Genomic DNA, 19,615 nt, shown 5'->3' on the forward strand with positions numbered 1-19,615 from the left:
ACCTATTAAAACAATAACATCATGTATACCATACAAGCCAATCCCAGCGGCACACGCAGCTTGGAAATTTCCGAAGAAAACCTGAGAACAATTGAGAAATATTCTTTATTCCGTCATTTGATCGATAGTAACGGAATCGTGGACGAAGCCGTTCTCGATAAATTAAAGCTAAACATACGTTCACTTATCGCCAGTCAGGAAGAGGACAGTAAAGACTTGCTTGACCTCTGCATAGACGTGATTTATCACAATAACATGAAAGCATTCGGGCTACAACAACTTATCAAACTTTATCTCACCTGGTTTAATTCCCAGGAAGCAACTGAGGAGGAAGCATGATCACCGTTGACACCCGCGGAACTGTAACTTACAGCCCGCTTATCCCGGCCGTTAAAGCCATGTGTATCGCCCATCCGGGCGATACACTGGAAATTATAATGAACCATACTGATGCATTTCAGGACTTAAAAGAATACTTATCCGAACAAGGCATTGGCTTCCGTGAGATTTATGACGGAGAGCAACTGACCTTGCAATTTACGATACCAGAATGAAGAAAAGGAAACATCTGATAACTCTATGGACATTTTCTTGATTATCATTGGCTGTATCTGTTTACTTGTCGGAATGGCAGGTTGTATCGTGCCGATGCTTCCCGGACCACCCATTGCCTATGTAGCCTTAGTTTTACTTCACTTCACGGATAAAGTTGATTTTACCGCTACCCAACTTCTCCTTTGGCTTCTTTTGGTCATTGCTATTCAAATACTCGACTATTTTATACCTATGTTCGGTGTAAAACGTTTCGGAGGCACTAAATGGGGAAAATGGGGATGCATGGCCGGTACCTTTGCCGGAATATTCCTTTTTCCTCCCTGGGGTATTATCATCGGTCCCTTTGCCGGTGCATTTATCGGAGAATTATTAGGTGGAAAAGAGACCCATCATGCTCTAAAAGCAGGAATGGGTGCTTTCATAGGCTTTCTTTTCGGTACAGTTCTGAAAGTGGCTGTTTGCGGTTGGTTCATCTTCTGTTTCGTCCGTGCATTAGTATAGCGAAATTATCCGTATCTTTGCAGAATGAAAGATTACCGACTAACAGATTGGTTACCTACTACAAAGAAAGAAGTAGAACTCCGTGGATGGGATGAACTCGATGTCATCCTGTTCAGCGGTGATGCATATGTCGATCACCCCTCATTCGGTCCTGCTGTAATCGGACGTATTCTCGAAGCTCAGGGATTAAAAGTAGCCATCGTTCCCCAACCGAATTGGCGTGACGATTTACGTGACTTTAAAAAGCTGGGACGTCCCCGTTTATTCTTTGGCATTTCAGCCGGATGCATGGATTCCATGGTGAACAAATATACGGCAAACAAACGTCTGCGCAGTGAAGATGCCTACACTCCCGACGGACGACCGGATATGCGACCGGAATATCCTTCAATCGTGTATAGCCAGATTTTAAAGAAACTTTATCCGGACGTGCCTGTTGTACTGGGTGGAATCGAAGCCAGTATGCGCCGTTTGAGCCATTATGACTATTGGCAGGACAAGATACAAAAAAGCATTCTCTGTGACAGTGGTGCCGATTTGCTAATATATGGGATGGGAGAAAAGCCCATTGCCGAACTATGCAAACGTTTGGCTATAAATTCCGAAATCCCGCACGACATCCCCCAAACCGCATATGTATGCAAAGAAGCGGAACAAAAGGAAGAGGACATCGTACTCTATTCGCACGAAGAATGCTTGAGAGACAAGAAAAAACAAGCTGCCAATTTTCGTCATATCGAAGAGGAGTCAAATAAATATGAAGCTGCTCGAATCTTGCAATCGACAGGCCAGCAAATCGTTGTAGTCAATCCACCCTATCCCCCCATGACCCAAGAGGAATTGGATCGTTCTTTCGATCTGCCTTATACCCGCCTTCCCCATCCCAAATACAAGGGGAAGCGTATCCCAGCCTACGATATGATAAAATTTTCAGTGAACATCCATCGCGGATGCTTCGGAGGGTGTGCATTTTGTACCATCTCAGCGCACCAAGGAAAATTTATTGTCAGCCGCAGCAAAGAATCCATACTGAAAGAGGTGAAAGAAGTGATGCAGCTACCCGACTTCAAAGGATATCTGAGTGATTTGGGAGGTCCTTCCGCCAACATGTACCAAATGAAGGGGAAAGACGATACCATCTGCCGAAAATGTAAACGCCCTTCCTGTATCCATCCGAAAATATGTCCCAACCTGAATACGGATCACCGTCCGTTACTGGACATCTATTATGCGGTAGATGCGTTGCCGGGCATTAAAAAGTCCTTTATCGGTAGCGGTGTGCGGTATGACTTGCTATTGCACCAAAGCAAAGATCCGGTCGTAAACCGCAGTACGGCTGAATATACGCGTGAACTCATTGAAAAGCATGTCAGCGGCAGATTGAAGGTAGCACCGGAACACACAAGTGACCGGGTATTGAACATCATGCGGAAACCGTCATTCAACCAATTCGGAGAATTCAAAAAGATATTCGACCGTATCAATGCCGAAAAGAATCTGCGGCAACAACTGATTCCTTACTTCATTTCCAGCCATCCCGGCTGTAAAGAAGAAGACATGGCTGAACTCGCAGTGATCACCAAACGGTTGGATTTCCATCTGGAACAGGTTCAGGACTTCACCCCTACTCCTATGACCGTAGCAACTGAAGCGTGGTACACAGGATTCCATCCCTATACATTAGAACCTATATTCAGTGCCCGGACCGCGCGGGAAAAGTTGGCACAAAGGCAATTCTTTTTCTGGTACAAACCGGAAGAAAGAAAAAATATAATTAATGAACTACGACGTATCGGACGTTCGGATTTGATTGAGAAATTGTATGGAAAGAGGTAAGATCGCTTAGAATGAAAGCTGCTATCCACAACGAAACGCTTTGTATGATTGTCTTACTATCCTCCAATCTTTATCATTGTATCTCAAGAAGTAAAATTGCCTTTAACCGATGAAGGACAGTAGAAATTAATCTTGTGATAATCAACATATAATAGATACATTTCCACCTCGGTGATGAAGGGGTCGTTCTTCACCGATGAACACCCTCTTCCTCACCGATGAACATCCCCTTCATCGGTGATCTCCAAAGTGTTCCTCACCGACGTAAAAGGCCAGCATTCCCAGGCAGTGCATTATGTAACATATTTTCCTTGCATCCAACCTGAAATAAACCATCGAAATATCCTATTTTACCGGAAGTGCCACAATCTCCTGCAATACGCTCACAGCATTCTCCACATCCGGTATATCCTTTATCAACATCGAACGTCTCCCATTTTGTTCGCGTAAATCACAACGCCGGGTATATTTCATCATATAGTCGATCACTTTACCAAAAGCTTGGCTCTGGTAAAACGGGCTTTCGGGATTGGATACAAAAAACAATGTCATGCGACCTCCTTTAAGGAACACCTTTTCTGCTCCCAAACGGGCAGCCAGACGACGTAACGGGACAATGCGGAGCAACTCTTCCGTCTCCGGTGGTACGGGTCCGAAACGGTCTTCCAGTCTGGAACGGAAAGCTTCGACATCTTTGTCCAGCGTCAGTCCATCCAATTCACGATAAAGAAGCATACGTTCACTACTTCCTATCACATAGGTGGCGGGCAACAATAATTCGAGGTCACTTTCTACCTGACATTCCTCTACAAACTGTTCACCTGTAACGATGCCTTCCCCTTTAACTTCATCGGCATACAGTTCGGCAAACTCGTCCGTTTTCAACTCATGCACAGCTTCGGACAGAATCTTTTGATAGGTTTCATATCCTAAATCAGCGATAAAGCCACTTTGTTCGGCACCCAACATATTACCTGCACCACGAATGTCAAGATCTTGCATGGCAATATGGATACCGCTTCCCAGATCAGAAAAATTCTCAATGGCCTGCAAACGACGTTTGCCTTCGGGTGTCAACGAAGAGAGCGGGGAAGCCAGCAAATAACAGAATGCCTTTTTATTGCTACGGCCTACACGGCCACGCATCTGATGCAAGTCACTCAAGCCAAAGTTCTGCGCCTGGTTAATAATAATCGTGTTGGCGTTGGGTATGTCGATCCCACTCTCTATGATCGTAGTAGCCAACAACACATCATAATCATAGTTTACAAAGCCAAGAATCACCTGTTCCAATTGTGCCGGCTCCATCTGCCCATGTCCGATAGCCACCCGGCAATCCGGTATATGCCTGAGGATCATGGCTTTCAGTTCAGGTAGGTTTGATATCCGATTGTTCACAAAGAAAACCTGTCCATTACGGCTCATCTCAAAATTAATGGCATCGGCAATAATCTCTTCGTTAAATGTATGCAATTCCGTTTGGATAGGGTAACGGTTAGGCGGTGGTGTAGAAATCACACTCAAATCCCTGGCTCCCATCAATGAAAATTGAAGCGTGCGAGGTATCGGAGTCGCTGTCATCGTGAGCGTATCGACATTGACCTTCAACTGCCGTAGTTTTTCTTTCACGGAAACACCAAACTTCTGTTCTTCATCGATAATCAACAAACCGAGATCCTTGAAATGAACATCCTTTCCCAAGATACGGTGCGTACCGATGAGTATACCTACTTCTCCCTCTTTCAATCCTTTCAGAGCTGCTTTTGCCTGGGCAGGCGTGCGGGCACGGCTCAAATATTCAACTTTACAAGGAAGCCCCTTCAAACGATCTCGGAAAGTCTGGTAATGCTGGTAAGCCAAGACCGTGGTGGGCACCAACACGGCTACTTGCTTATTATCAGCTACGGCCTTGAATGCGGCACGAATGGCAACCTCCGTTTTGCCAAAACCGACATCCCCGCAGACAAGACGATCCATCGGACGATCCCGTTCCATATCAGCTTTTACTTCGGCAGTAGCCTTGCTTTGGTCGGGCGTATCTTCATAAATGAAGGATGCTTCCAATTCACGCTGCAAAAAACTGTCCGGACTATAGGCAAATCCTTTTTCTTCCCGACGTTGCGAGTAAAGTTTTATCAGGTCGCGGGCAATATCTTTTATTTTCGTCTTGGTACGGTCTTTCAACTTTTCCCACGCACCCGTACCCAGTTTATTCAACCGGGGCGCTTCTCCATCTTTACCCTTGTACTTTGAAACCTTGTGCAAAGAATGGATAGAAACAAAAACAACGTCTTCATTCTGATAAACCAGTTTCATCACCTCCTGCGTCGTATCACCGTTGGGGATACGGACTAATCCGGCAAAACGTCCCACACCATGATCGGTATGCACAACGAAATCCCCGGGAGTGAACTGATTGAGTTCTTTCAGGCTCAATGCCACTTTACCGCTTCGGGCCTTGTCACTCTTCAAGTTATATTTGTGAAAACGGTCGAACAGTTGATGATCCGTAAAAATACAAATCTTCAACGTGTCATCGGCAAAACCTTCATGCAGCGTCCGTTCCACGGCTATAAAAGATATCTTGTCACCCCGGTCTTCAAAAATAGCACGGATACGATCCGTCTGTTTCGTACTGTCACTGCATATATATAATGTATACCCTCTTTCCTGGTATTCTTTGAAAGAAGCGGACACAAGATCGAAATTCTTATGGAATATAGGCTGTGCCGTTGTATGAAAGCTGACTGTGGCATCCACCGTACCTGTCGGTTTCGTTCCAAATTCCATCCTTCGGAAATCAAGGGCTCGTACTGTAAACTCGCTTCCATCGATCAGCTTTCCTTCTAACGTAATCCCACCATTTTCCTCAGCTTCCTGCACGGCAAATGCCTGTGGAGTCAAAGCCTCATCGTGTACCACCTGAATGCGTTCACGAAGCCAAAGAAAATCACGCATGGCCAGTACCGTATCTTTCGGGATGAAATCAAGGAAAGAAGTAGTCACCTTGCCCGTCACTGCAAGATCGGGGACAATCACAATCCCCTCCTTTTTCTCCCGTGAAAGCTGAGATTCTACTTCGAATGTCCGGATGCTTTCTACCTCGTCACCAAAGAAATCTATACGGTAGGGATATTCCGAAGAGAAAGAAAAAACATCGATAATACTGCCACGAACCGCATACTGTCCCGGCTCATATACGTAATCCACATACTCGAACCCATAACTGTGCAATACTTCGGTGACAAAGACAGAGTCGACACGCTCACCGACACTTATCTTTAATGTCTTGTCGCTCAGTTCCGCCTGCGAAACGACCTTCTCCGCCAAAGCATCCGGATAAGTTACGATGCAAAGTCCTTGTTCTCCCTTTTGTAAACGGCTGAGTACCTCGGTACGCAAAATCTCATTTGCTGCATCTTTTTGCCCATATTTGATGGCACGCCGGAAAGAAGAGGGAAAAAACAACACCTTTTCCGTCCCCAACACTTGTGTGAGATCATGATAAAAATAACCGGCTTCTTCCAAATCACCCAATATAAAGACAAACGGGTTGGAATCCTGCGCCACAAGCACAGACGAAAATAGCGATGCGGAAGATGCGCTGAGCCCTCCGCAAAAAATATGCTTTACGGAAGCATCCTCCAATAACCGGTTTATGGCCGCTACATTGGGATGAGCGGCATATCGTTGTTGCAGTTCAGTGATAGTCATAAGAATATAACACAATTTCCCGGCAAAAGTACTAAATAATCCTTAGTTTTGACGCACAATTTTTTGTAAGTAACGGAAAAGCGTTACATTTGTGTGCAAATACAGATACGATCATGCAGACATCATCGGACAGCATTGTAATTATCCCCACTTACAATGAGCGGGAAAACATAGAGAATATCATACGTGCCGTATTCGGACTGGAAAAAGTATTTCATATCCTTGTCATCGAAGACGGTTCACCTGATGGTACAGCCGATATTGTCAAAAAGCTACAGAATGAGTTTCCGGAACGCCTGTTCATGATCGAACGAAAAGGCAAACTCGGGTTAGGTACTGCATACATCACCGGATTCAAATGGGCACTAGCCCACAGTTACGAATACATCTTCGAAATGGATGCTGATTTCAGCCACAATCCACTCGATTTGCCCCGCCTGTATAAAGCTTGTGCTGTGGACGGTGGAGATGTGGCAATCGGGTCACGGTATATCAGTGGTGTAAATGTAGTAAACTGGCCGATGGGAAGAGTCCTGATGTCGTATTTTGCATCCAAATATGTCCGCCTTATCACGGGAATTCCAGTGCAGGACACCACGGCCGGTTTCAAATGTTACCGCCGTCGTGTACTCGAAACGATCGATCTGGACGGTATCCGTTTCAAAGGTTATGCTTTTCAGATAGAAATGAAGTTCACGGCCTATAAATGCGGATTTAAGATCATTGAAGTCCCAGTGATCTTTATTAATCGTGAACTGGGAACTTCCAAAATGAACAGTAGCATATTTGGAGAAGCTGTGTTCGGAGTCATAAAATTAAAAGTAAACAGTTGGTTTCGTAAGTATCCAACCATTAAGAGTGAATCTGGAAAGTCATGAAAAGAACCCTGATAAAAAATGCAATCATCGTGAATGAAGGGCTGCAAGTGCCCGGTTCGGTAGTTATAGAAGGAGAAAAAATAGCGGAAATACTGGTGGAAGAACAGGAACCGTCTGCACCTTGTGATGAAATCATCAATGCAGTCGGATGTTACCTGCTTCCAGGCGTAATTGACGACCATGTCCATTTCCGTGATCCGGGACTTACCCATAAGGCGGATATTTGTACCGAGAGCCGTGCGGCAGCAGCGGGTGGAGTGACTTCCATTATGGACATGCCGAATACGAATCCGCAAACTACCACTTTGGAAGCCTTGAATGAAAAGCTCGACCTGATGGCAGAGAAATGTTCCGTGAATTATTCCTGTTATTTCGGAGCTACCAACAACAATTACCTTCTGATGGGACAATTGGACAAACATCGTGTTTGTGGCATTAAGCTTTTCATGGGATCGAGTACGGGCAACATGTTGGTCGATAAAATGACCAGTTTACTGAACATCTTCAACAGTACTGATTTACTGATTGCCGCACATTGTGAAGATCAGGCAATCATAAAAGAAAATACAGCTAAATATCTGGAAGAATATGGAGTAGACGGTGATGTACCTCTGAAATACCACCCTGCCATCCGTTCCACAGAAGCATGTTACCAATCTTCCGAACTTGCCATTCGTCTGGCAAGGATAGCCGATGCACGCTTGCATATACTTCACGTATCGACCTCTAAGGAGTTGCAATTATTTGAAAATATTCCCTTATCCGAAAAACGTATTACATCCGAAGCCTGTATTGCCCATTTATTGTATAATTCGAATGATTACCAAACTTTAGGAACACGCATTAAATGCAATCCTGCCATTAAATTGAAAGAGCGAAACGCATTGCGGGATGGGGTAAACTCCGGACTGATAGATGTAATCGGAACAGATCATGCTCCTCACCTGCTGAAAGAGAAAGAAGGAGGCGCATTAAAAGCAACTTCCGGTATGCCGATGATACAATTCTCACTCGTAAGTATGCTCGAACTGGTCGATGAAGGAGTATTCACCCTAGAGAAAGTCGTTGAAAAGATGTGCCATGCCCCTGCCGAGATTTATGAAATACACAATCGCGGATATATCCGTAAAGGTAATCAGGCGGACTTAGTCCTTGTACGCCCGGATACGGAATGGACAGTAACTAATGACTGCATTCTCAGTAAATGCAAATGGAGCCCGCTTGAAGGACACACTTTCCATTGGAAGGTAGAAAAAACTTTTGCCAATGGTCATTTGCTGTATTCTGACGAAACAATAGATGAGAATTATCGTGGACAAGAATTGAGATTCTTATGATCATCTCCTATAAAATTCATGAAGTCAGTCCTTACATTAATTGGATCTACTTCTTTCACGCATGGGGCTTTCAACCTCGTTTTGCAGCCATAGCCAACATACATGGTTGTGATGTGTGCCGTGCCTCATGGCTTACGACCTTTCCGGAAGAAGAACGTCCAAAGGCGTCGGAAGCGATGCAGCTTTTTAAAGAGGCTAACCGGATGCTCGATTTACTCGATAAGGATTTTGAAGTGAAAACCCTCTTTAAGCTTTGCGAAGCAAATTCCGATGGTGATAATCTCATTTTAGACGGTATGACTTTCCCGCTTCTCCGCCAGCAAGTCAAAAAGCGGGAGGATACACCTTTTCTTTGCCTGAGTGATTTTATTCGTCCTGTATCCTCCGGAATTACGGATATTGCCGGTGCATTTGCATCGACCATCGATGCCGATATGGAAGGGGTATATGAAAAAGATCCTTATAAGCACATACTCGTACAAACTCTTTCCGACCGTCTGGCTGAGGCAGGAACAGAGAAGATGCATGAATATGTACGTAAAGAAGCTTGGGGATATGCAAAAGATGAACATCTGACCATCCCCGATCTCCTCGTTGAGAAATATCAAGGCATACGTCCTGCCGTTGGTTATCCTTCCCTCCCCGATCAATCTATAAACTTCCTGCTAAATGAATTATTAGGCATGGAACAGATCGGAATTTCCCTGACAGAAAACGGAGCCATGCATCCCCATGCCTCCGTATGCGGCTTGATGTTTTCCCATCCCGCTTCCGAATACTTCTCTGTCGGAAAAATTGGAGAGGATCAACTTGCCGATTATGCACACCGCCGAGGAAAAACCGTAGAAGAGATGAGGAAATTCCTGGCAGCAAACTTACAAGATTGACCACTGATTCGGAATTAAAATTTATATCCTAATTCGAAAGAGAATGTCATATAGCTTTCTCCATGATCCATACAAGTAGCTCCTATCTTGAATGAAGTACCTATCAAATAATGGTCACGAATCTCAACTCCCACACCTGCGATTCCTCCACCGGTAAAACGTCTGCCATATAAATCGACTGTATGTAATACGTCATTCTTATAGCTTGAATCATAAACATAATATTTTTGTTCCCCGCTAATGCCTAAACTGACATAAGGCCCCAGATCAAACACAAGATTTGTACGGTTTGCGATTTTGAATTTCAGGGCAAACAATAGTGGAAACTCCAACGACAAAGGATCATGACTGATTTTTCTTTTATAATAGGATGAAGTATTATAATCATAGCCCCTGTCGAGTAACTTTGTATAAGACAATATCACGGCCGTTTGGAACGACCAATGCCGTCCCAACCTGATGTCTATTCCGGCTCCACCGTAATAGGTAAGATTTCCTTCCGGATTTTCTTCGGAGAACATGGTATAATCTGCACCTATAAATTGAGAAGTACCTATCCCGGCTTTTATAAACCAAGAAAAGCGATCCATCACTTGCGTTCTCATCTTTATTTTCATCGGAACTTCAATTCCCCTGTTTTTTCTACGTCCTTTTTCCGCTTCCAGAGTATCAAGGATAAGAGGCACTTCTTCCAAAACATAGTTACCATCTTTATCAGTAGTGGTAGTCAGATTCGTACCTTTTACCTTAACTGTAGCATTTTGTACCGGATTATAATCTTCATCAATTATCTGTCCAATTACTTTTTGTGTTTGGGCTATTACGTCCGCCAAGCAACAACAAACCATCAATATATATGCAAACAACCTTCTTTTTCTCATTTCATTTATCTTTTATTATAAAGCATATTTAATCAAAAACGATAGGAAACCCCAAAAGTCAAAGCCACATTATGATCGACTACATATCCGAAAAAACTATAGCCATCATCTGCGATTAAAGCGATATTTTTCCCCGTCACACCTACCAACCATTTTTTATATTCAATACCCATCCCGTATACTGCACCAAAATTAAAACGATCTAACAAAGCATATGCTTCCTTTCCCCACGGTCTCTTATAGTTGCCAGAAAAAATATCATATTCCTGATCAGCCCGTCCTGTTTCAGACACCTTAGCTTTACCACCTATGCCACATGAAAGCAGCGGTCCGAAAGATGCTACTAAATTTGTATTACGTGCTAATCTCCATCTGACAAGGAAACGGATTGGCAAATCAAGCATTACCGGATTCCAGACTTCCTTGTAAATACTATTATTAAATGATGCTTCATATCTGGCACCACGGCTACAAAAATCAACTCCTGTTTGGAAAGCCCAATGTTTTGACATACGCACTTCAATTCCCAATCCGAATTCATAACCCATTTTATAATCCGATCCTGTCATGGTATATTTACTCATATTTATTCCGGCTTTCGCTACAAATGAGAGCTTTTTCCGCCTGGGTGTCATCTGAATCGGTTCATTTAACTTTACCTTGCGTGTTTCCATACCTATAGATTCAATGATCAATATTTCAGCTTCCTTTGGCACGTCACGTAACAAAAAATTTCCATCCATATCAGTCACAGTATTCAAGTCCGTTCCTGCCACTCGAACCAAAGCTCCCACTATCGGTTCATGTTTTCTATCAAAAACCTCCCCACGCACATCATGCGTTTGTGCCAATGCAATCATCACACAGAAAAGGCTGATTAACCCCATTAATATCCGTTTCATACTATCGTAATTACTTTAAATTATCATTTTGTCGTTAGCGCATGTACCGAGCTATATGCAATCCCTTCTTTAGTCAAAAGAAATGCACGTACATAATAAGTAACATTAAGATCCAAGTTCCCAATACTCTGACTCCAATTCATATAACCTGTGATTCCAGAATCCCCAAATATACTTTCACATCCATAAGAATTTATTGTAGGCATCTGATCGATTAAACTGTAGCACAAGCCTGTCGCCACAACATCATCACTATCCGAAACATTGTAATTACCACTAAAAGAAACAGATGCTCCATTCCACTCTATATATTCAATACTGATATAAGGATCATTTTTAATTTCAAACGAGTGGATATCACTACATTTCTTACTCGAATAACCATAATAATTTTCAAGACATTCATCGACTAAACCCGGATGATATGAACTATTATGTTGCATCAGACAATAATAATAAGTTCCTGAAGAAAACTGATAATTATCCTTTTCCATGAATCCTATAAAGTTTCCATCATCTTTTAGATAATGTATATGTGACTCTTTTATATAATAAGGTATTTCTTGTAGAAGATCTTCCTTATTTCTTGATATTGCAAAAAAGAACTCATACGCTCTATTCTTACTTATTCCCTCCAATAATTTTGTCGAAAAGACATACCCTTGAGGTAAAGAGATATAAGCATATCCATAATGACTACAATTATAATCTAGTAATCCGTATTGTTCTTCCAATGTCAAATCAGACGTGGTCCTTACACTATCACTCAGTTCTGCATATTCTATCGTGGGGTAATATTCATCCATTTCCTCACACGCTGAAAGCCCCAATAATATGCAACAGCACAATCCCAAAATTTTTCTCATGTCTTATTCTATTTATAATTTCGTTTAAGTTTATAAACAAAGGCTTTACCCTCCTCTCAAAAGAAAGATAAAGCCCAATATTTAGTATTTACTTTCCAAACAAGCGTTTTAATATTACTGCTTGGATACTTTCACTATTTTTTTGTAGAAAGTTTCACCATCTTGTACTACTGTCACAATATAAACTCCATCAGGTAAATCATTCACTTTTAATCCTGAACTTCCTTCTACATGTGTCTGCATAAGCACTATATTTCCATAGATATTTGTAAGTGAAACTCGATCAATGGCTTTAGTACCAGATGAAACATAAAGACGATCGGACACTACTACAGGATATATTTTCAAGTCGGATTCCATTTCTTTGATTCCCGTATACTCATCTCCCATCTGCAACGTATAAGGTTCAAGTAAGTTACCTAACAATACTTCTGCAAACTTCTCTGATTTCTGTACGGTATATACCTTTTCACTTTCATGATCCATTATTCGGAAGTCAATATTTTCATCACCGGAACCAAAGATCGTCATCATCTGTTTATCATCTACATACTGGCTGATACCCCGACATTCCGTTCCGCAAAAGGCACCAATAGAATAACGTCCAGCATCCAGCTTCTCATCCTCTTTATATATCTCAGCAATCATACACATCATGTTAGGATAGGCATATTTATCGACTGCCCAATTTGAAGTATTCTTCATACCCTTACCATAAAGTGACTTCGCTTTTGAAACGATGGATGTATTATAGATAAACGACTTCTCTGATTGTGAATGGTATAAATAACCATTTCCAGGTTTCATAACTTGTAAAGTCCCCAGCCATTGTCCATTGACAAACTGTACAAAACCTTCGCGTCCGAAAATATAATCTAGCGCTTCCGGTTCTGCATTGGCAAATGCTTCGCTGACCGTCATAGTCTGTGAAACAGGATAACCAATCCAGTTCCATCCGGCATGTAAAGCAACAGGTGTCGCACCCGCATTAAATTCATATCCATTCAATGTGTGAACTGTATTTTCAGATACTTCGATCTTGTAAGTTTCCATAGGAGAAAGAGAGACCAAGCCCCCAACAAAACCGGAAACAGGATCATTCACCAATTCCGATGTCTTACCTACTATACGAATTGCATTTTCAGATATGTCTTTCACCGGAATATCGGTTTCCAAATTATGAGATACCCAGTTCCATCCCTTCTTCAAATCCAGCCCTAAAGAAGTTGTCTTAATCGTAAAAGTAAATGTAGCAATTTCACTCTCTTCCCTATCTTCAGCCACAGCGACTGCTTTTATAGTCATATCTTCAGTGATAGCTATCGGATCCGTATATACCTGACGGGTACCATTTTCATCACATGGACAAGATTCGTCAGTAGTATAATAAATCACAGCCCCTTCCGTCTCGCAAGTTAAAGCTACCTGTGTGTTACGATAAACGGCAGTACCCGAAACACGTGAGGCAACCGGAGTCGCTGTTTGTAAAGATTCCCCATCAATTACATTTATGACAGACATTCCTTGTACATCCACATCTTCTATAGAATAAATAATCACAGAAGTTCCCGGCAATTCCCCCGTCAAGGTCAGCGTCGCTTGCCCATTTTCGTCCAAAACCGCTTCCTCCGTTATGGCAGTTATCATCGATGAGGAAGAACGTGCCACCAACTTCTTACCAATGGCTGCATCAAAAGGCAAGGTGCTTACCGTAATTTGTTTACTTCCATGATAAGCTACTTTTATCAGTGAATCAGCAACTATGCTCCTAACTTCTTTCTCTATATCAAAAGCCTGAATGTAGTCAGATTCCATTTGGATGCCGGCATAGCTCTTAACCTTTCGACTGACCGTTAAAGTAATCTCATCGGTTGTCAAGAAAGGAACCTCGGGTACAAAACGAACTTTTGAAGCATATGTATCCGCATTATCTTCATATGCGCACTCCTCATTCATCAGCTTAATCGTACCGGAAATAACTTCCTCATTCTTGGTAACAAAAATATTGTCTGTATCCAAAGCATCCGGAAGCATATATTTGTCAAACTCAACTTCAATGCCATCCTCATATGCACGAGCATTCTTCACGGTTGGTTGTACACTCTGCACCATCGGAATATTCACTTCCAGCTGCGGAGGAGGAACAGGCAACCATTCGCTATAGGTAGTTTGATAACCCTCTTTATCAAATTTCACTTGCCATAAGCCTTGTGGAACATCCCAACGATACATTCCCATTTCATCGGTAAACAGCGGATTTTCCTGAGCATATTCGGCAGCATCCCAAAGCACTATTTCTTCATGCAAATCTCCGTACATATCTTCTACCATTTCTTTGTAATAACAGGTAGCGGTCACACCAGGTAAACGGTTACTACTTACGGCTTCATAAACATAACCGGAAGGATCAATAGAGGGATCGGCATCCGGATTTCCGGAATCATACCCACCACCACTGCTACCTCCATCAGGGGGAGGAGGAGTACTTTCACATTGAAGACTTTTAATATCATTTGAAAGTTTGCGTATAACGGCATTACGAGTCTTATCATACACAATATCTAATGCAAAAGATAATACCACTTTATCGACCAACCCCCAAAGCGTTGCCAAAAGACTTGTTCCGCCAGATGGAATTGCTGCCACAACTCCAGTAGCAATCTTGGCGTCGGCTTGTGCCCGAAGCAATAAACGCCCTGTAGCATAGGCAGCAAATACTCCAAACAAAGAAGTACATTGCATTGCCAAGACATCTGCTTTAGCTTGATCATTAGGACATGGCTCCGGTATTGAAAGATAGAGTTCACCAGCTGTTCTAATATCATTACAAAGTTTATTCGCCATGTCAATATAATCAATAATCGGAATAACTTTTCTGAGGATAGGCGCACAATTTCTCGCTACCCCAAGTGCTATTGAGTTCGAAATTTTTTGTGTTTGTATAGAGACTATCTTAGCAGACCAAAATGCTTTTTTTAAAGGATTCTTACTTTTATTAAAATAGTTAATGGCCTTATTCAGCTGACCCGTTATAGCTTTGTCTGCTTTTTCAATTTCATTTGTAGATTGAAACAAACGATTCATTAAATCTACTTGGAACCCTTTAATAGTTTCCACAGATTCGTTAACAGCTAATATAGCATTATGAACTAATTTATAAATATCTCTACTTTTAGCAGATTGACGACTATTTTCATCAACCGACGTATCAGAGGCCTCTTTTGAATAGAGAATTTTAACTGACTGATCTTCTTTAAAATCTATTGAAATAAAAAGGGAATCAGACTGATAAATAAAAATACTATCTCCACTGGTTAGAGGTAAAGTTATAAACCCTTTTTCCGACAGATCATACCCACGATACTCGGCACAATCGGAAAGAATCATAGATGCTCCATCTTCAGTTTCGATATTCACATGCTTATCACAATCCATCTCAATACGAATACTATCGATGTATGCTTTATTATCTTCCAAAAATGTAGAAATTTCAACATCTAATACGTCACTATAAGCTTCAAACTCTTCCTCTGTCATTGAATCTAGCATAGCAGCAAAATCCGCAGACTCTTCATCATCGATATCAACATCAATTGAAATACCTAACTGTTCCGCTAAACTTTTGAGAGAATCACCCGTTTCATCTTTTTCTGCTTCAGACAGCTTCTGAAGTAACATATTGTAATTATCAACAAAATTTTCAACCTCTGCTCGATAGTCATCTAACTGATTCTTATCTGCATAAACCGCTGTCTCAGCTTTGTAATCAACTGATACATTAACTGGAATATTACCATCATACATATTACCAAATTCTCCACTTGCCACCCACAGTTGTTTTTTTTCATCATAAATTGAATTCAGCGAAGTCCATACCCCATCACCTGTTTTCACATAAAGGATAACATCTGAAATCTTTTGAGGATCATTATTTGTAAATTCAATAGTAAAAGTAAACACCTTATTATATATGTAATAGGTATACTTCTGTGCTTCGCTTGTCGGGTTCAGAAAATCAAAAACGACTTCGTATGTCTTATGCATTTCCGGATTGTCATGATACATAATAACCTTCGACACCTGTATTGCATTCACATCGTATAAACATTCTTGTGTTTCCGATAGCAATTCCAATCCCTGCTTCGTCTTAACTTTCGCATAAACACTATGTGTAGAAAGATTATACGGCTCATTCAATTCGCAAGTAGTAGCCCAAATACCATTCGCCAAAGAAGTAGTTTGTCCGATCAATATACCATTATCGTATATTTCAATATCTGAGTTCCCGATAGCCGTACCATTAACAGGAATACTTGTTTTTGCAACCGTTCTTGGGACAGTAATCGTTAAATCCTTTACCGTAAAATTAGCAGCTCCAATGGGTTGTAGTACTTCTTTATCTTCTAAAGTAAACTCTACAAATGCATTCGGACTATAGTCTCCTCCTACAGTAGGGATAATACAGAAACGAACCTGTTCATTGTAATTCTCCATTGGGACAGTCAAACGATTACCATCCAACATATAACTTGAGACTTTACTTCCTACCATAACAGAATTCTCGACAAAGGAACATGACTCCGGAAGATCCACTATCATCTTTACTTCGCTTACTTTCGATGAATAAATATTCTTAAAGTCAATCTTTCCCTTCAGAGTAAGATAGTTTCCTGCTACAATGGATGGCTTATTGACTGAAAAAAGTGTATTTTCACCGGTATAGTAGAGTTTGCTTTCATCTAAAACAGGAACTAAGTCATTTGCAATCGAAGCAATAACACCACTTTTCACCATAACACTATTTTTCACATAATCAGTACCTTCAATAAGTCCGGAACCGGAAAATTGTGAAAGGTTTAAAATTGAGTTAAACAGAGAACTATTTGCCATTGATACTAATGAATAATCCCCGTCAGGCAGGTCATTAATAATTAAAACGGCATTGCTGTAATTGTATTTCTTTATTAATTGCCCCTTTCCGTCATAGAGAATTCCTACCACCGTTTTATTATCAGTGGAAGTAAAAGTAGCTTTTATGCCACCTAATTCTATAATTGGGAAAATAGCTTCGCCTCTATTCAATGCATCAATGGTTGTTGTTACCGTAACAGGTAAAAACGCATTGTTTTTACTTGTAGCAGTAATACGTAAACAGTCACCTTCAGACACTTCTTCCAACAAAACGATGGAAGGATATTGCACCGAAAACTCTGAAATTGATTTATTCTGCGTTTCATTGAAAATATTATAAGTTACATTAGCATAATCAGTGTACCAGTTTTGGGTTTCAACTGTTTCACCTTCCGTAGCACTAGGTGTAAAGGTCAAAATTGTATTGATAGTTGCACCGGTTATTGACTTCAACCTGATTTCTCCAACATCTGTCGTATCATCAAAGTTTTGTTTCTCTAAAGTATGACTGATATAATCTGCTGCGGATACGGTAATCGTGCTAATATCATTATATACCTTCATGGTAAAGGCACCTTTAGTATCCGTCTTAGCCATAAATGACTTAGAATATTTTCCATTCAACATCTGAGAAACAGATATGGCTGCACCGAACAAGGGATTATTATTTGCCAAATCCTTGACAAAACCTGTAATTGTCACTTCCTGAATGGGCACAAGCGTATAGGAGATAATATTATCACTGTCCTCTATCACATAAGATGATTCTACCGGTAAAACATATTGCATACCTAAATCTTGGGAAAGTACAATCCTGTATTTTATTTCTGTACCGGCTACCAATCCGTTTAGGCTAACACCTTGCTGCAAATAAACATTATCAGTAGTGAGCCAAGTATTCTGAATTGATGAAGTCACATCCTCACCTTCCGGAGTAAGAACTTTTAAAGTTACTGTCTGAGGCGCCAACAAAGTATCAAATGTTACAGATACATTTTCTTCTTTAACCTCAATACCTTCGATTTTACCGAGTACAACCCCTAATTGATTTTTTACATATACATTATATGAACTATTCTTCAGCAAACCATTAAAAGTATAAGTCACCCGGTCTGAGATGACATATTTCTGTTTTTGCCCATTCTGGACATTAACCAGTTCCAATGTCATATTCTTATAACGCCCATCTTCCGACCCAGTGGGAAGATTCACTTCCAATGTACGCACTTCCTCAGACAAAGGCAATATAGTAAAATCTTTCCAACCATCCGCTTCCGAGTAAAATGAAATAGCAGAAGACAAAACACGAATCACTACCCCTTCATTTATATCACGAAATGCATTAGTTCCGACAGTAGGAGGCGTTATTGCGTAACATGATATATCCGTCAGATTTTTGCAGCCGGCAAAAGCCCAATTACCCACATGTTCTACAGCTGCCGGTAAAATAACAGAATTCAAATTAGTATTATCAAATGCATAGTCCGGTATTGCGGTATAGCCACTTGTCCTACTTAAGTCAAGTAATATGCAATTATTCAAGTAACTTGCAATCCCGAAATCTGTCTGATTCATTCGACCGGCAATTGTAACCATGGTGACTTTCTCTCTGTTTCCATAGCCACCGATAACATTGTCTAATGCTGTACTCAAATATCCGGGAGTAAAATCATCTATAATAACTTCCCCTGTTTTATCATTCCAATAATTAGCCCCAGGATTGGAGGGAGTGACCGGATCAAACCGGAAAACACCCGTAATATAGATATCTTCCTTCCCAATAGTAACAGGATAGGACACCTCTTGTGATATATACTGACCCTCTTTCTGCCAGCCTTCAAAGACGTAACCTGTATTCGGATACGCCAAAACGGAAATTTGAGTACCTTCTTCATACATCCTCCCGCTCTCAACATTAAAAGTTCCTCCAACCGAGGGTGATGACGATAAATACAGAAAATGATAACGTTTAGTGGGCATCGTATCCGGTTCGGCAGGCAAAGTCGGATCAAACTTAAAATGTGCCGTTAATACAGAGTTACGATCAGGAACGATATAATTAAATGATTGGTTTTCTGAAATTACTTCCTCTCCTTCCGTCCAGCAGACAAAAGAATATCCATAATTTGCATAAGCATTCAATGCAACTGATTCTCCTAAATTAAACTGCCGAGTATCTTTGAATGAAGGTTCACCTCCAACAGCAGGCGTTACTTGCAGCGTGAGTGAATATAACCTTCCTGGCTCAGGAGGAGTAGGTGGGTCAAAATCATCTTGTCCTCTGAGATTAGTCGAACAAAAGACAAGCATTAATATAAAAATATAATATTTCATATCATTTCCTCTT

12 protein-coding genes are annotated in these 19,615 nt (G+C 41.2%); 7 read left to right on the forward strand and 5 right to left on the reverse strand.

Annotated elements, in window-relative coordinates; genetic code table 11:
- The first annotated feature begins 21 nt into the window (after positions 1-21).
- Genes H8744_RS17595 through H8744_RS17610 form a run of 4 tightly spaced genes read left to right on the forward strand, consistent with a single transcriptional unit; the run spans position 22 to position 2,892 of the window.
- The gene (locus tag H8744_RS17595; protein ID WP_262436097.1) at positions 22-339 is read left to right on the forward strand and encodes a DUF8442 family protein; all 318 of its coding nucleotides are present in this window, start codon (positions 22-24) and stop codon (positions 337-339) included.
- Positions 336-554, forward strand: a complete 219-nt coding sequence (locus tag H8744_RS17600) for a sulfurtransferase TusA family protein (protein ID WP_262436098.1) — start codon at positions 336-338, stop codon at positions 552-554. Before H8744_RS17595 ends, H8744_RS17600 begins: the two co-directional genes overlap by 4 nt.
- A gap of 25 nt (positions 555-579) precedes the next feature.
- Entirely contained in the window at positions 580-1,056 is a 477-nt protein-coding gene (locus H8744_RS17605) for a DUF456 domain-containing protein (protein WP_262436099.1), read from the forward strand.
- Positions 1,057-1,080: 24 nt separating this feature from the next.
- Positions 1,081-2,892, forward strand: a complete 1,812-nt coding sequence (locus H8744_RS17610; protein ID WP_262436100.1) for a YgiQ family radical SAM protein — start codon at positions 1,081-1,083, stop codon at positions 2,890-2,892.
- A gap of 345 nt (positions 2,893-3,237) precedes the next feature.
- Here H8744_RS17610 and mfd read toward each other — a convergent pair whose 3' ends face one another.
- A complete protein-coding gene (mfd, locus tag H8744_RS17615) occupies positions 3,238-6,606 on the reverse strand; it encodes a transcription-repair coupling factor (RefSeq protein WP_262436101.1) in 3,369 nt (1,122 codons plus the stop codon).
- Between the two features lie 113 nt (positions 6,607-6,719).
- On the opposite strand from mfd, the gene H8744_RS17620 reads away from it, so the two are divergent.
- Genes H8744_RS17620 through H8744_RS17630 form a run of 3 tightly spaced genes read left to right on the forward strand, consistent with a single transcriptional unit; the run spans position 6,720 to position 9,708 of the window.
- A complete protein-coding gene (locus tag H8744_RS17620) occupies positions 6,720-7,484 on the forward strand; it encodes a polyprenol monophosphomannose synthase (protein WP_262436102.1) in 765 nt (254 codons plus the stop codon).
- Positions 7,481-8,821: a dihydroorotase gene (locus H8744_RS17625; RefSeq protein ID WP_262436103.1), complete on the forward strand. Its 1,341-nt coding sequence runs from the start codon at positions 7,481-7,483 to the stop codon at positions 8,819-8,821. The genes H8744_RS17620 and H8744_RS17625 overlap by 4 nt, the downstream gene beginning before the upstream one ends.
- The gene (locus H8744_RS17630; protein ID WP_262436104.1) at positions 8,818-9,708 is read left to right on the forward strand and encodes a vitamin B12 dependent-methionine synthase activation domain-containing protein; all 891 of its coding nucleotides are present in this window, start codon (positions 8,818-8,820) and stop codon (positions 9,706-9,708) included. Before H8744_RS17625 ends, H8744_RS17630 begins: the two co-directional genes overlap by 4 nt.
- Positions 9,709-9,722: 14 nt before the next feature.
- On the opposite strand, the gene H8744_RS17635 is transcribed toward H8744_RS17630, so the two are convergent.
- From H8744_RS17635 to H8744_RS17650, 4 genes are all read right to left on the reverse strand, one after another.
- Entirely contained in the window at positions 9,723-10,589 is an 867-nt protein-coding gene (locus H8744_RS17635) for an outer membrane beta-barrel protein (RefSeq protein ID WP_262436105.1), read from the reverse strand.
- Between the two features lie 32 nt (positions 10,590-10,621).
- On the reverse strand, positions 10,622-11,491 hold the full coding sequence (locus tag H8744_RS17640; RefSeq protein WP_262436106.1) for an outer membrane beta-barrel protein: 870 nt from the start codon (positions 11,489-11,491) through the stop codon (positions 10,622-10,624).
- 23 nt (positions 11,492-11,514) lie between these two features.
- Positions 11,515-12,357, reverse strand: a complete 843-nt coding sequence (locus tag H8744_RS17645) for a glycosyltransferase family protein (protein ID WP_262436107.1) — start codon at positions 12,355-12,357, stop codon at positions 11,515-11,517.
- A gap of 114 nt (positions 12,358-12,471) precedes the next feature.
- The gene (locus tag H8744_RS17650) at positions 12,472-19,602 is read right to left on the reverse strand and encodes an InlB B-repeat-containing protein (RefSeq protein ID WP_262436108.1); all 7,131 of its coding nucleotides are present in this window, start codon (positions 19,600-19,602) and stop codon (positions 12,472-12,474) included.
- Between the last annotated feature and the right edge of the window lie 13 nt (positions 19,603-19,615).

The sequence above is a fragment of the Jilunia laotingensis genome, from assembly GCF_014385165.1.
Taxonomy (GTDB): domain Bacteria; phylum Bacteroidota; class Bacteroidia; order Bacteroidales; family Bacteroidaceae; genus Bacteroides; species Bacteroides laotingensis.